Source organism: Mucilaginibacter lutimaris (genome assembly GCF_042676625.1).
Lineage (GTDB): Bacteria > Bacteroidota > Bacteroidia > Sphingobacteriales > Sphingobacteriaceae > Mucilaginibacter > Mucilaginibacter lutimaris.
Map to the genome: position 1 here is coordinate 30,598 of NZ_JBHTIA010000013.1, position 15,818 is coordinate 46,415.

Annotated in this window: 10 protein-coding genes; 6 read left to right on the forward strand and 4 right to left on the reverse strand. The window is 43.2% G+C overall.

What is annotated here, in order from left to right; genetic code table 11:
* Window positions 1-51: 51 nt before the first annotated feature.
* The 4 genes from ACFQZI_RS18100 to ACFQZI_RS18115 all read right to left on the reverse strand — a co-directional run bounded on the left by ACFQZI_RS18100 (window position 52) and on the right by ACFQZI_RS18115 (window position 5,749).
* On the reverse strand, window positions 52-2,226 hold the full coding sequence (locus ACFQZI_RS18100; protein ID WP_377145015.1) for a TonB-dependent receptor: 2,175 nt from the start codon (window positions 2,224-2,226) through the stop codon (window positions 52-54).
* Window positions 2,227-2,279: 53 nt separating this feature from the next.
* Window positions 2,280-2,585 (reverse strand): DUF6660 family protein, encoded by a 306-nt coding sequence (locus ACFQZI_RS18105; RefSeq protein ID WP_377145017.1) that lies wholly within the window; start codon window positions 2,583-2,585, stop codon window positions 2,280-2,282.
* A gap of 41 nt (window positions 2,586-2,626) precedes the next feature.
* Entirely contained in the window at window positions 2,627-5,002 is a 2,376-nt protein-coding gene (locus ACFQZI_RS18110; RefSeq protein WP_377145019.1) for a GAF domain-containing protein, read from the reverse strand.
* Between the two features lie 132 nt (window positions 5,003-5,134).
* Window positions 5,135-5,749, reverse strand: a complete 615-nt coding sequence (locus tag ACFQZI_RS18115; RefSeq protein WP_377145021.1) for a phosphatase PAP2 family protein — start codon at window positions 5,747-5,749, stop codon at window positions 5,135-5,137.
* A 122-nt stretch (window positions 5,750-5,871) separates the two neighbouring features.
* Here ACFQZI_RS18115 and ACFQZI_RS18120 point away from each other — a divergent pair, with 122 nt between their 5' ends.
* The 6 genes from ACFQZI_RS18120 (at window position 5,872) to ACFQZI_RS18145 (ending at window position 15,772) form a co-directional block, all read left to right on the forward strand.
* The gene (locus tag ACFQZI_RS18120) at window positions 5,872-7,125 is read left to right on the forward strand and encodes a Pycsar system effector family protein (RefSeq protein ID WP_377145023.1); all 1,254 of its coding nucleotides are present in this window, start codon (window positions 5,872-5,874) and stop codon (window positions 7,123-7,125) included.
* 2 nt (window positions 7,126-7,127) lie between these two features.
* Complete coding sequence (gene ppk1 / locus ACFQZI_RS18125; RefSeq protein WP_377145024.1) at window positions 7,128-9,164, forward strand: polyphosphate kinase 1; 2,037 nt, start codon at window positions 7,128-7,130, stop codon at window positions 9,162-9,164.
* Between the two features lies 1 nt (window position 9,165).
* Window positions 9,166-10,059: an SdiA-regulated domain-containing protein gene (locus ACFQZI_RS18130; RefSeq protein ID WP_377145026.1), complete on the forward strand. Its 894-nt coding sequence runs from the start codon at window positions 9,166-9,168 to the stop codon at window positions 10,057-10,059.
* A gap of 33 nt (window positions 10,060-10,092) precedes the next feature.
* On the forward strand, window positions 10,093-12,663 hold the full coding sequence (locus tag ACFQZI_RS18135; protein ID WP_377145028.1) for a BamA/TamA family outer membrane protein: 2,571 nt from the start codon (window positions 10,093-10,095) through the stop codon (window positions 12,661-12,663).
* A gap of 211 nt (window positions 12,664-12,874) precedes the next feature.
* Entirely contained in the window at window positions 12,875-13,183 is a 309-nt protein-coding gene (locus ACFQZI_RS18140; protein ID WP_377145030.1) for a hypothetical protein, read from the forward strand.
* 15 nt (window positions 13,184-13,198) lie between these two features.
* Window positions 13,199-15,772: a DUF5686 and carboxypeptidase-like regulatory domain-containing protein gene (locus tag ACFQZI_RS18145; protein WP_377145032.1), complete on the forward strand. Its 2,574-nt coding sequence runs from the start codon at window positions 13,199-13,201 to the stop codon at window positions 15,770-15,772.
* Window positions 15,773-15,818: the final 46 nt, after the last annotated feature.

Below are 15,818 nucleotides of genomic sequence, written 5' to 3' on the forward strand. Positions count from 1 at the left end.
TAACGCAGAAATAAAACTTTATATTTTCAAACATCATTTTAATACAAAAGTTTAAAGTTTCAGCTTAATCCCGCCATTCACTACAAAACCGTCCAGTGGGGCGTAAATATCCCTGAACACGGGGTTATTGATGCTGCCGGTGTAAATAGTATCAAACCTGGTTTGGCGGGTATCTGTTAGGTTCTCAAAATTAATAAAAACCGAAAAGCGTTTCCATATCCGCTCTGCCATTAAGCCTGTTGTCCAGTAGGCTTTGCCGGTTTTGCCATCGTTTAACCTTTGCGGACTAAAATAATATGCCTCTGCCCCTATCTTCCATTTATCTTCTATTTCATACATCAGTACATTGTTAAGACGGTGTTTTGATACAAGCGTATAGCCGCTAATTGTGTTGCCCGTATGTTGCGTAACATCGGCGTATGTATAACCTACAAATAATTTAAAGTTGGCATATGTTATTTTCACATTGGTTTCCATACCCTTGGTATTTAAATCACCGGATGGCTGTTGGTACTGCAGGTTACCGTTTGCTAATGCGGTAAGCAGTATAGGGCGATCGATACGGGTGTAAAAGAACAGCTGGTTAATGCTAAAACTGCCTTTATTATCTAATATAGCTGTGCGGTAGTTAATATCGTAGTTGGCACCGTACGAGCGCTCGGCTTTTGTGCCGGCTACGTTTAAGGGCAACACGTTACGAAACTGAATACGTTCGGCATCCTCTGTAAATACATTCGGACCTTTGTATCCCAGGCCGCCGCCTAAACGGGTAGAAAAATTGGAATTGATCTTCCACAAGCCGGACAGTTTGGGCAAAAACATAAAACCGTATTGGTTATGATAATCGCCGCGGATGCCGGTTTCGAGCGTGAACGCTTTACTTACATTCCAGGTGTTTTGAATAAAGCCGCCCACGGTATTGTTTTGATAACTGCGCAGCGGAAAGTTACTGTTACGGTCCTCGTTAAATTTATCCGTCAGCAAATTTAGTCCAAACACCCAGTCGGTTCTATCATTATTGACCACATAGTTCGCCTCAGAGTAGGTAGATAGCTGATCACCCGAAAAACGATAGCCGGGAAGGTTAATGGTACGGTCATAAAAGCTTACGCTGTTTTTTAAAACCAATTTTTGATTGGCGGTCATGTTATGCACCAACTCAGCCTGTGTGCTGTAACGGCCGGTTTTGTTTTCTTCGAAATACGAGTGCGCGGGGTCGTTGTCGCCTTGTATGTAATGCAGATCTCCGCCTATGCGGTTCTCTATGGTGGCGTTTACACCGGCCGTAAGCGTGGTTTTATGATTAAAATAAAAGAACAGCTTTGGATTAAGTGTGTATCTGTTGAATTTGGGAATAGCTGTAAGATCGGTGCCTGACGGGTCATAAGCCGTACCGTGATTATAAGCCGCGTAAACTGTTGCGCCGGTCTTTTTAAACCTTTCGGCGTAAAATATACTGGCATCCAAACCTAGAGCTGATGTACCGTTAAGCAGTAAGTTTAGCTGGCGCTCTGGTGTGGGCGTTTTAGATACCAGGTTAACCAACCCGGCAATGGCACCACCACCATATAAGGTAGACGACGAGCCTTTAATAACCTCTACCTGCTTAAGGTCTAACGGTGCAATCTGCAAAAGCCCAAGGCCGCCCGAAAAACCGGAGTATAATGGAAACCCATCGCGGATGATCTGCGTGTATTTACCATCAAGCCCCTGTATGCGGATGCTTGAGTTACCACTTGTAGCAGATGTTTGCTGTGTTTGTATGCCTGTACTCTCTGCCAGCACCATGCGGATATCGCCGGGTTTCATGTTGCTTTTTTCATCCAGTTCCTCGCCGGATATCACCTCAACCCTGGTAGGTATATTGGCAATGGTACGGCTGCTCCGGGTTGCCGCAACCACAACCTCGTTCAATTCGTTCTCTTCGGCTTTTAGGGATACCTGCATAGGCTGCTGCTGTATAAGGGGGAAAAACAGCGTATCTACCCGGTTAGCGTAACCCACGTATGCAAAAACAACCACCTGTTTGCCATTGGGGATATCAGTTAGCGTAACAAGGCCCGAGGTATCGGTAGCTCCGGCAACAGCAGTACCTTTTAGCATGGCTGTGGCGCCAATTAATGGTTGGTTGGTAGCCGCATCTTTTAAAATGGCTTTAAATATATTTTGAGAATAAGCCGTAGCAGTATAAAGAAGTGCCGTAAAAAGCACAATAAGTTTTTTCATGTTTGGTGATTAGGATTAATACTTTGCTTAAGGCCGGGGAGGCCAATAGTGTATTAACCTAATTTAGGGGGTTGCCAAATAGCAAGTACCACATCTTTAACATTTGGCTGCCGGTAAACCGGATATGCGCGGGCCGCTTTTATTGGGTTTACAGCCAAAATAATAGCGGTTGTTTTGTTAATGGTAAAACCCGCGCAGGTACCGCATGAAAAAAATGGCGAACAGCCCCCGCAATCGTTAGCCTTAGCTTTGCCGGGCAATTCCTTTTTTGCTGCCGCATCGCAATTACTATCGGTACAGCAGGGCTTAACAGATAGCAGTACAATTACAAATGAAAATAAGATGCAAAGCAGTTTCACAACGCAAAAGTATAAATTAAAACTTACGGAGGGTAAGAAAACTACATTGCAAGGGTAGTACCTTCCTGCACCAGTTCGGTATAGGTATAAAACTTACGGACAGGCAGGCTGGTATTGTAACAAATTTTAACGCGTATCGCTTTTAAGCCCGATACCCCCTGCAAGTCTTCAACGTCAACCAATTCCACTTCGCTCTCGAGCATATTTTTGGTTTGCAGAAAACGTATATAGTTAAGATACTCTACTTCTTCATCGTGGTTGGAGTAAACAATGGTCAGTTTACCAACGGTAGTTAAGCGGTCGGTAGTGCCTTTAACAAAGGCCTTATCTATACGTTTTTTAACTATCTCGAAACGGGCGTTGTAGGTACCATCCACATCAAAACGCTTTTCATCCATACGGAAGCGGATAGACATTGGCAGGTTAAACACCAATATCATCGAGGTTACATCAAGCGGGTATGGCAAGCTATCGCGCATAAAACGGTGCTCTAACTCCATTTCGCAAAGCACCTGTATTTGCCATAAGCGCAAATTATATAAGTAATTAATATCAAAAGGCTTACCCGGCGCTATAGATGCGCCAATGTATAAATTATGCTCTATCCCATCGGTTTTAAAGCGCTCAAAATAATGAGGGTAAGCCTCTTGTGCCTGTAACTGCGCCCGGTCCAGCAAGTGGGCCATCTTTTCGTTTATTAGCGATACCGTTGTTTCGTACTTGCGGCGGTGCTGGTGAAAATCGCCCTGTTTGTCGGTACGTGCAAAATATCTGTCTATGGCAGCCTTGTCCCTTACAGGCAGGTCGCATGCTTCCCGTAATAAAGGATTAATATGGGTTTCGAGGTAGTTTTGGATATGCTGCTCGGTATCGGCACGGAGCGAGCTTTGTACATCCATCACCAATTCCTGCAGGTTCCTAATATTTTGCTCCAGGTTGCTATCATTGATCTGGCCTTTCAAGTGCTCCACAATAGGGATAAGCGCGGTCAGTTGTTCCTGCAGATCGAGTTGCACGCTGAAATTACGGGTATCTGACGAACCCTTGATATCTATTTGGCCATAAAGCGGGTAAACATCATGAAAACTTACCTCCTTCAAGGTATAAGTCTTTTTCTGCGCCCTGCTGTTAAGGTATTTTATCGCTTCCTTTTTAAATTTCCAGTAAACACTTGGGTGTATGGTGGTATACTCGTCCTGTATAAGTGCCTGCACCTGGTTTTGCATATTGGTGTATTGCTTATCAATAGTATCGGTAATGTACGGCATCACAATCTCTAACTGATTTGCATTGATGCTGTTTAATTCGCCTACATGGCTTGATACCAGTTCGATAATGCCTAACAGGTGCCCGTTCTTAACAACAGGTGCCAGTATCATACTCTGTATACCCTGGTTCACAAAGCGCTGTGCCATGATATTCTCGGGCTCCTCTTGTAAAAACTTAGGAATATCTGATACGGCGAAATAGGTGCGTTCTTCTACCAGTTGTACCAGCCAGCGCACACAAATATCATCAAAGCATTGCTCCTCTGTATCGTCGGCCAGCAAAAAGCTTTTTATTTCGGGGTTAAAGGTAGCTTTAGAAAATGTGTTCTCTGAATCGTTAAAGGACGTAAAGCCCACCCTAAGCTCGGGCAACTTATAAATAGACCGGAAAACTTCAATAACCGTGGTTCTCAGGTCGGCGCCATAACCGGCGCCCAACAGCGTACCCTTTAATGACGATACAGCGTTCTCTACAGTAGCGTCAAACAGGTTTATGATAGCAAAGCCCTTCAATATCCAGCTGCCTTCGGGGAAATATTTCTTCCAAAGGGCCAGGTCATTATAATTATCGCGCAGCAGTTCAATATCAGCAGGTGTAAGCACAGGCGCATCCGGTGTTGGCTCAATATCCATAAAATCCGCATTGTACAATATGCGGTAATATTTCATAACGCCGCGGGCATCGGGGATGTCATAAAACCATGGGCGCGAAAAATTGAAGCTGGTACCATAAAACTCATTCAGGACAATACAGCAGCTGTTAACATATATCTGGTGATCGGTAAAATCCCTTATGGTTATATCAAAAGCGTCCCCCGCTTCTTCCAATATTTTTTGCAGGCGCGCGCTTTGGTTAAAAAGCAGTTCCTGAAAAGGAACGGTAATAGCTTTTATTTCGTTGTTGGTTAATACCTCGGGGAAAATATCTGCAGTGAGGCGTTTAATAAGACCAGCATGTGCTTCTATCTGTGCCGCATCGGTCATTCCCTCTATAAGTTCGGGATAGGGCGCAACCTCGTTCAGTATTTCTTGCGCAAGTGCAGACCGCGCCCCGTTATTTAAAGCGGCTTGTTCTTTTAACCGGTCTATCAACGCGTGGAATGATATTCGGATCTGGAACGGACTATCTGCAAAGGGTTTAAGATTCATGTATGCGTAAACGGCGTTAAAACCGCGCCAAAATTTAAAGCAAATTTAACTAATATATTAACTGGTTAAACTTACAAATTGTTCTTTATGACTTTATACCGAAAGTACCTGTATAACATTACCTTATAATGGCTAATGCTTTATGCCCTGTAATAACAAGGCTGTGCCTACCCCAAGAGATGCACCGGCAGTAACATCGGTAGGGTAATGTACCCCAAGGTAACTGCGCGAATAACTTACCGATCCCGCCCACAAAAAAGAAGGCGCTATAACATACCATTTGGGATACGCATTTGATAGTGCCATTGCGGTAGAAAATGTACTTGCCGCATGCCCCGATGGGAACGATGTACTGCTGGCCCTGTAAACAGGTACAATATTTATATTTTGCACAAATGGCCGCGGGCGTTTCACCAGGTGCTTTAATAAGAGCATTACCCCGTAAGAAATGGCCGTGCTGCTTGCAATGTACAGCGAGTTTTGGCGCATTTTACTGTCGTTGGTAATAATGCCACCTACCAATAAGGCGGCCGGTACACCCACATCACCATATTTATAGGTGCGCGACAAGAACAGCATCACATCTGTTTGCGCGGGTGTGCGGTTCGCCTGCAGGTCAAGCATTATTCTGTCATCAAACTGTTGAATTTGGTTCTGGGCATGGCATAAATTACTGCACCCCAATACTGTAATAAACTGAATAACAACAAATACAGGTAGAAAGTATTTATTACAGATGAACCTCATGAGCGCACAGCTAAAAATTTAATTTTATATTTACCAAAGTAAATAATATTTACTCTGTAATAGGTAAAACACAGGTAATAAAAATGTGTTAGCCTAACAAAACGTACATCTAAACATACATCATGAATTACCCCGAGTTACTGCACCAGATTAGGGAATACGCTTTATCATACTATAAAACACATGGCGATGATAAACTAATTTATCACGATAAACAACATACAGAAGGTATGGTGGCGGCCGCCATGCAAATTGGCAACCATTACCAGCTTAACGACCGCGACTTTTTTATAGTGCAGGCTACCGCCTGGTTCCACGACCTGGGTTACATGGTTGATATGCAGCACCACGAAGCCCAAAGCGCTGTACTGGCCGAAAACTTTTTGCAAAAGCACAATGTGCCCGAAGCAGATATTGCCGATATAAAAGGGTGTATTATGGCTACCAAGATGCCGCAAAGCCCGGCAACCCTTTTAGACAAGATCATTTGCGATGCCGACCTTTTCCATTTGGGCAGCGATGATTTTGCCAAAAACGACAAACGCCTTTTAAAAGAGGTAAGAATGTTATACAAACCCGACCTAACTAAACAGGAATGGCGTAAAAAAAGCCTTAAATTTTTACAGGAACATCACTACCATACCGATTACGCCCAATTGTTATTAAATGATGGCAAGCTGGCCAATATTAAAGCCCTACAAGAAAAAATAGCGGCCGATGAAAGCAAGGTGGTTGAAAAAAGCGAAAAGGAAACCGAAAAATTTAACCGCACCCTGCAACTGAACGATAAAGCGGCACCTGTAGAAACCGAAGAAAAAAAGAAGAAGAAACAGGAACGCCCTGAAAAAGGTATAGAAACCATGTTCAGGATCAGCTCGAGCAATCATCAGCGACTGAGCGACATGGCGGACAATAAAGCCCATATTATGATAACAGTTAATTCCATCATTCTGTCGGCTGTTATTAGTTTATTGCTGCGTAAACTTACCGAATACGAGTATTTAGCCATACCAACCTTTATACTGCTTTCTATAAGCTTATTAGCCATGACGTTTTCTATACTGGCTACCCGCCCCTCTATTCCCGAAGGTATCTTTCAGCGCAGCGATGTGGATGAGAAAAAAGTTAACCTGCTCTTCTTTGGCAATTTTTATAAAATGCCTTTAGATGATTACAACTACGGCATGGTAAAAATGATGGAAGACAAAGAGTTTTTATATGGCAGCCTTATTAAGGATGTGTATTTCCAGGGTTTAGTGCTTGGTAAAAAATACCGCTTGCTGCGCATAGCCTACAATATATTCATGTTTGGTTTAATTGCCGCCGTATTTGCGTTTATTATTGCATCGGTTATTTATAACAACAACCATAAATAAGCATGCCCACCCCCAAATACTTTAACAGGGATTTAAGCTGGCTTAGTTTTAACGGCCGCGTGCTTGATGAAGCCGCCTCTGCTACTGTTCCACTTGTAGAACGCATCAGGTTTCTGTCCATATACTCATCAAATTTGGATGAGTTTTACCGCGTACGCATGCCTGTACTTCGGGCTTTAAAAAACATCGGCCAAAAAAAAGATAATGATATTAACGCCGGTGAACAGGAAACCATTCTGCAAGAGGCTATGGCCACTGTATTAACGCAGCAAAAGCACTTTGGCGAGATATTAACCACCCAACTTATTCCTGAGTTAAAAGCCAACAAAATAAAACTCCTTTACAATGAGGAGTTACCGTTAAGTTTGGAAAAAGAGGTTTCAGACTATTTCTTGTCGGAGGTTTTAGCCTTTTTACAGCCTGTTGCTTTAAACAAGGATACAACATTCTTCCCCGGGAATAACAAACTTTACTTTGTAATACAGCTAAACGACGCTGATGGCGAAAAATTAGTACTGCTGAATATCCCATCAGATGACCTGCCGCGTTTCTTTTCTACCCAATGTGATGGTGAGCAGTTTATTTGTTTTCTGGATGATATTATCCGGTTTAATCTGGATAAGCTATTCAAAACCCAGGCTATAGTGGGTTGCTACAGCATTAAAATAACCCGCGATGCCGAGCTCGACCTCAAAGATGAGTACCCCGGCGAATTGTCTGAACAGATAGAAAAACAACTGCAAAAGCGCGATAATGGCCTTGCTACGCGCTATTTACATCCCGCAAATATGCCCCTGCGCATATTGCAACTAATTGTACAGCACCTGGGTTTGGAAAACGCGAGCAATGTGCAGGGAGGCAGGTACCATAACCTTAAGGATCTTTATAGTTTCCCGGTAAATAACCCGGCAATGCTTTACCATAAATGGCCGGCGCTAAACCTGCCCATATCAAACAACCAACCCTTGGTAAACGCTATTGAAAAGCAGGATTTGCTGGTAAACGCGCCATATCAATCGTACAACACCATATTGCGCTTTTTTAACGAGGCAGCCAACAACCCCGATGTTGAAGAAATAAATGTTACGCTATACCGTGTAGCAAGCGACTCAAAAATTGTTAACGCACTTATAAGCGCGGCAAAAAATGGCAAAAGGGTAAATGTTGTGGTAGAGTTAAAAGCCCGGTTTGATGAGGCTAATAATCTAAAATGGGCCAAAAAACTTAAAAACGCCGGCGCAAGTATCATATATAGCGTAACCGCTTTAAAGGTGCATGCTAAAATTGCCCTGGTAAAAACCCGTAAAGGCGACCGCGTTTACTACTCGGGCCTTTTGGCTACAGGTAATTTAAACGAAGGCACTGCCCGGTTTTATACCGACCATATCTTGCTTACCGCCAACCCGGATATACTGCGCGAGGTTGAGTTACTGTTTATTTTCCTGGCCAAACGAGTAAAACCAAAAGAGGACAACCAGATAAACTTTAAGCAGTTGTTTGTGGCGGGCTTTAACCTGCAAAAAGGGTTTTTAAGCCTAATAGACCGTGAGATAGCATTTGCCAAACAAGGCAAACCCGCCTCCATCATTATTAAAATGAATAACCTGGAAGAGCGGGTAATGATAGATAAACTCTACGAAGCATCGCAGGCGGGTGTTAACATTAGGCTTATTATCAGGGGGATTTGCTGCCTGGTACCGGGCGTTGCAGATATGAGCGAAAACATTAGCATAAAACGGATCGTTGACCGTTACCTGGAGCATGGCCGTATTTTTATATTTAACAATAATGATAACCCCGAAGTTTTTATGGGGTCGGCAGACTGGATGAACCGTAATATCTATCACCGCATAGAGGTTTGCTTTCCTGTTTATGATGCGCATATCAAACAACAACTAACCGCGATGGTTAATTTACAACTGAACGATAATGTACAGGCCGTTGAAATAGATGCCAACCTTAACCAGGCCAAACCTCATATAACGGGCGAACAGATACAATCGCAGCAGGAAATTTATCATTATTTAAAAGCAGAATAACATGAAAGTAGCAGCTATAGTTTCCCTTTTACTGATCAGTATCATCGGCTCATCGTGCAGCCAGGATAAAAAAAAATCGCATAAGGCCAATAAAAAAGACGCTATTACCGCTACGGCCAGCAATAACGCTTCGGCACCCTACGATTTTAGCAACCCTGTAAAATACGATATGCAGAGCGACCTGCTCGAAATTTCGGGTATAGCTTTTAACAACGGAGACGCAAGCACCATTTATGCCGAACAGGACGAGGAAGGAAAGATCTTTTCATTCAGCCCCGGCGATAGCAAGGTTAACCAGGCTACCTTTGGCAAACCCGGCGATTACGAAGATGTTGCCGTATTAAACAACCAGGCCGCTATATTGCGCAGCGATGGGTCGCTGTTCACCTTTCCGCTAAGTGAGGTTGAGTCAGGCAAAATAAACAGCGTTAAAGAATTTAAAAAAATATTACCGGCAGGCGAATACGAGGGCTTACATGCCGATGGCGGTAAGCTTTACGCGCTGTGCAAACAATGCGCCGGTAAAGATCATAACAAAGAATGCAATGGCTATATATTTGATGTAGCCGGCGATGGTAACGTAACCAAAAGCGGTAATTTCACGATAGATGTACAAAAAATAGCAGCGTTGATAGGCAAAAGCAAGCTTAAGTTCCACCCATCGGCCCTGGCTAAAAACCCGCTAACTAAACAATGGTATGTACTGTCATCTGTAAATAAATTAATAGTTGTGCTTGATGCCCAATGGAACGTTTTACAGGCCTACCCAATTAGCGGGAAAACCTTTTTACAGCCCGAAGGAATGGCTTTTGATAGCAATGGCAATCTGTATATATCTAACGAAGGCGATAAAATTACCGCAGGTAACATACTGATGTTTAAACCCAAAACTTAATAAAGCCGATACCGCATACTAAACCTACCCCACATGATTAAAAAATTACTTATAACCGCCATGGTGGTGCCCGCGGCATTATCATACAGCAACGCGCAAAAGGCACCAATGCCAAAAGCCATCTTTCGCGATAGTGTAGTTGTAAAGGTACATCCTAAATACAACCAGGTTGGCGGCATCCATCGCTGGTTCTTTGGTAAAAACTACCGTAAAGAATGGGCCACAGCGGTAAAACTCCCTGTAATACGTATATCAGAAATATACGGCGGCTTAACACCCGAGAAAGAAGGCGGTGGCATGCAATCAAAATCGCTGCGGCTTAAAGATAAAAGTGGCAAGGAGTGGGTGATACGCAGTGTAGAGAAAACGCCCGATAAACTTGTGCCTGAAGGCTTAAGAGAAACCTTTGCGGTTGATTGGCTCGACGATGCCTTAAGCGGTCAGCATCCTTTCTCGGCCTTAGTAGTGCCGCCATTGGCCGACGCGGTCAATATCCCCCACGCCAACCCGGTAATTGGCGTTATAGCAGATGACCCTGCACTTGGCGAATACCGTAAAATATTTGCCAACCTGGTTTGTTTACTGGAAGAGCGCGAACCCGCCGGCGAATCTGACAATACTTTTAAAATGCTCGAAAACCTTGTAAAGGATAACGACAACAGCTTTGATGGCGAAAGTTTTTTACGTGCCCGGATGCTCGACCTGCTGATAGGTGACTGGGACCGCCACGAGGACCAATGGCGCTGGGCCGAAACAAAGAAAGATAAGGGAAAAGCATACGTAGGCGTCCCCCGCGACCGCGACCAGGTTTTTCACCTCGAAGAGGGTTTGTTTCCGGATATAGCTGCCTTACCTTATATAAACCCCGCTTTAGGAGATTTTACCTATAAGCCTAACTATAAGTTTGGCGTTTACAAAACCCGCTTTATAAATGCCTGCCCTAACGCGCAAATGACACATGAGCAATGGATGAAAATTGCGAATGAGTTTGTAGCGGCAGAAACGGACGAGGTTTTTGAAAAAAGCCTGCGCCTGCTGCCGGGCGATACCTATAAAATGGGTCACGATGTTTTATTGGCTAAACTAAAGGCCCGCCGGGCGCTTATACCTGCTACGATGGATAAGTACTACCGTTTCATTTACCGCATTGCAGACATCCGCCTGAGCGATAAAAATGAAAAGATAGCGGTAACCGGCTTACCCGATAGCAGCCTGCAAATAGTAGTTAATAAAATTAATAAAGACGGCGAGGTAAAAGACGTTTTAATGGATGTTGTTTACAGCCCCAAATACACCAAAGAGATACGGCTTTACGCATCCGGCGGCGATGATAACATTATCATTAACAATACCACCTCCCCTATTAAATTAAGGGTTATAGGCTCGGAGGGGAACAAGGTGTACAATGTAGTACAATCTGCCAACAAGGTGCGCGTGTATGATACCCCTACTGCCAAATTTGAGGGGATGCAAGACCGTTTGGGCAAGCATATATCTGCCGATACCAGCAACACCCACTTTGTACGCACCAACCCTTATAATGTATGGATGCCGCTTGTAACCGGTGCAGTGAATGCCGATGACGGCTTACTTATTGGCGCGGGATTTAAGTATATTAAAAATGATGGTTTCCGTAAGTTACCGTACACCAGTTCGCAAAGTTTTACATTAACGCACGCCTTTGCTACCGAAGCCTACCGCGTTAAATACACCGGCGAGTGGATACAGGCTGTTGGTAAAGCCGACTTTGTTTTGCAGGCCGCAGCACAAGCGCCGGATAATACCGTTAACTTTTTTGGCCTGGGTAATAACACCACACTTAATAAAAACCAGCCCATGTACCGCAGGTTTTACCGTACAAGGTACGATACTTATGAGGTTAACCCGTCCCTGCGCTGGCACACCAGCCAATACGCTACGTTAAGCGCCGGCCCATCCTTCCAGTATTTTCATCTGGATAAAGATGACAACAAGGGCAGGCTAATTACCAACAGTTCGCTCATTGGCTCTTACGATAGCCTGATAGTAGACCGCGATAAAGCCCATGTTGGGTTGGTGGTAAACTTTAACAGCAACCAACGTGTTGGAGGCATTTTACCAAGAGGCGGTTACTATTTTAACGTAACGCTGCAAGGCTACAAAGGTGCCAACACCTACTCCAAAGATTTTTTACAGATAATGCCCGAGTTTACTTTTTACCAAAAGCTAACTAAAAATGCGTCGGTAGTATTGTCAGACCGTATTGGCGGTGGTGTAACTTTGGGTAAACCGGCCTTTTATCAATCGATGTTTTTGGGTGGGCAAGGCAATTTGTTGGGTTACCTGCAATACCGTTTCGCGGGTAAACACATGGTTTATAACAACCTGCAGGCACGTGTTAAATTATTTAACATCGCGAGTTATATCCTCCCCGGCCAATTGGGCGTAAGCGGCTTTTATGATACAGGCCGCGTTTGGGTAGAGAATGACCAATCTGACAAATGGCACCAGGGCGTAGGCGGCGGCCTATATTTTTCACCGGGTGGCCTAACTATTCTACAGGTATTGGCCGGCCATTCAACAGAGGGCTGGTACCCATATGTATCACTAAACTTTAGAATTTAATATTGCATATTCATCAATATCCGCAATAAATATCGCCATATAGGTGTATAATTTACACTATTTGCAAAGCGCCCCGTTTATAGCTAAACGGGGCGCTTTTGTCATACCACCTTCTCCACGGCTGACTTTTGTCATCATAAAGTTAAATAGTAAATTTGGTTGACGATATTAGTCAACTTGGTTTACATTTGCAGTGTTATTTATCACAGCAATGAAAACGTTAACTCTACCTCAGCCAAACATCAGCAATCTTTTCAAAAGAAATACTGACCATACCGCTGACTCAAAAACCAATGTATGTATCTCAACATCAGGCAACGCTAAAAAAAGTATGTCTGCAAGCGAGTATATTATTGGCGCGTTGGGAGAAGGCTTTAAACAAAACTTTTTAGGTGCTGATATTAACATGGAGTTTTTAACCCTTACTGTTCGCAGTTATGCAACGTCAACGGTTAAAGCCATACGTAAAATGGTACATAAACCAGCCAGTCATCAAAACATCAACCAAACCTCTATCTAATCACACACCTCAGCAATGAAAACACTTTTTACTCAAATAGTCAATAAAATTGCGGTACTACTGTTGGTACTGCTTTCGTCGGTTACGGCGCTACATGCACAAACTATTGTGCGTGGTGTGGTTACCGATGCAAAAACCAAGCAACCCATGTCGTACGTTACGGTAACTTTTGCCGGTACTACACAAGGCGCGGCAGGTACAAATGCCCAGGGCCGTTTTACAGTAACAACTAATGATAACAGCATTAACCAGATCAGGGTGTCATTTGTGGGTTACCGTTCGGTAACACATAATATTACACCGGGTCAGGATCAAACTATAAACATTGCCCTAACCGAAGATAATCATTCGTTAAGCGAAGTAATTGTAAGGTCTGGCAAGAAAAAGAAATACACCAACAAGAACAACCCCGCCGTTGAACTTATACGCCAGGTAATTGCCCACAAGGCGCAAAACCAGGTTGAGAATTATAATTATGCCGAGTATAAACAATACGAGCGCATGAATTTCTCGTTAAGTAACCTGAGTGAAAAATTCCGTAATAAAAAGATCTTTAAAAATTATCAGTTCTTGTTCCGCGAGCAGGATTCTACCGCTATAGGTGGTAAAATATTGTTACCGATGTACCAGGAAGAAAAAACATCTGATAACTATTTCCGCAAGGCACCTTACGCTAAAAAGCAGATAATTACTGCCAACAAACAGGTAAAATACGACGAGAACTTTGTAGACAACCAAGGCCTTACCGCATACTTTAACCGTATGTACCAGGATATTAACATTTATGATAACAACGTATCGCTGTTAAGCAACCAACTGTTAAGCCCAATTGCCAACAGCTCGCCCGATTTTTACAAGTTTTTTATTACCGATACCTTGAAGGATGTACAGCCAAACCTTATTGAGCTAAGCTTTACTCCCCGCAATACCAACAACCTTTTATTTGAAGGTAAAATATACATTACCATGGATGGCAATTATGCCGTTCAAAACGCGCATTTAACGGTAAACAAAAACATCAACCTTAATTTTGTAAGGCAAATGCAGGCCGACCTTTCTTTTGAGAAAAACAACGATGGCCGTTACCACCTTAACCAAAGCGACCTTAAAATTGAGTTTGGTATAAACAAAGAAAAAGGCGGCGGTATTTACGGTGAGCGTTTGGTTACAATAAACAATTTTGTTATAAATAACGCCCGCACAAACGATACATATAAAGGCCCGGCACAGGTTGTAGCCCTTAATGCCGAAGACAAAGATGATACCTACTGGCAAATGACCCGTCCCGATACATTAGACGCGGTATCTGCCGGAATTTATAAAAACATCGATAGCCTGCAAACCATCCCTTCTTTCAAAAAAACAATGGATATTGCTACGCTGGTATTAGCCGGTTATAAAAACTTTGGCACCTTTGAGGTTGGCCCGGCCAACACATTCTACAGCTTTAATCCCGTAGAAGGTTTCCGTGTTCGCTTGGGTGGCCGTACCACTCCTACCCTAAGCAAACGCTACTATTTTGAAACTTATGGCGCCTACGGTGTACGCGATGAAAAATTTAAATACTTTTTAAGCAGTACCTACTCGCTTAACAATAAATCTATTTACTCGTTCCCGCAAAACTACATCAGGGCAAGCTTCCAGCACGATACTAAAATACCGGGCCAGGAATTACAGTTTGTTCAGGAAAGCAACTTCCTGTTATCATTTAAACGAGGTGCCAATGATATATGGTTGTATAACGACATCTTTAGGTTTGATTATGTGCACGAATTTATCAATCACTTATCGTACACTTTGGGTTTCAAAAAATGGAACCAAACACCAGCAGGCGCTTTACAATACCAAAACATTTTGCCAAGCGGCGCTTTAAATAATGTTAACCTGATCCAAACCACCGAATTATCGGCACAGATCCGTTGGGCACCGCACGAAAAATTTTATCAGGGCAAACTATACCGCACCCCTATACCAGATAAGTACCCCATTTTTACCTTAAACTATACACAAGGTATTAAAGGTTTATTTGGCGGCGAATACAATTACCAAAACGTGATGGGTAACATCAGCAAACGTTTCTACCTGTCGCAGTTAGGTTTTACCGATGTTACTACCGAGGGTGGAGTTGTGTTTGGTAAGGTGCCTTTCCCGTTATTAGATATACACCATGCCAACCAAACCTATGCTTTTCAGCTGCAATCATATAACTTAATGAACTTCCAGGAGTTTGTGAGCGACCATTACGCCAGCATCGCTATTGATCATAACTTTAACGGCTTTTTGTTTAACCGCATTCCGTTGTTAAAGAAATTGAAATTACGCGAAATAATAGATGTAAAAAGCTTATGGGGTGGTGTGCGCAGCGAAAACAACCCAAATAACGACCCATCGCTACTACGTTTCCCGGGTGCACTGAATGGCGGCGCCGGTACTTATGCACTGGGCAGCACACCATATGTTGAGGGTAGCGTTGGTATAGGTAACATATTTAAATTACTACGTGTAGATTTTGTAAAGAGGTTTACTTACCTGGATAACCCGGGCGCACCAAGATACGGTGTACGGTTCTTTGTGAAATTCGACTTTTAATTTATATTCGTAAACCTGGTTGACTTTTAATTGTTAGTAATACTAT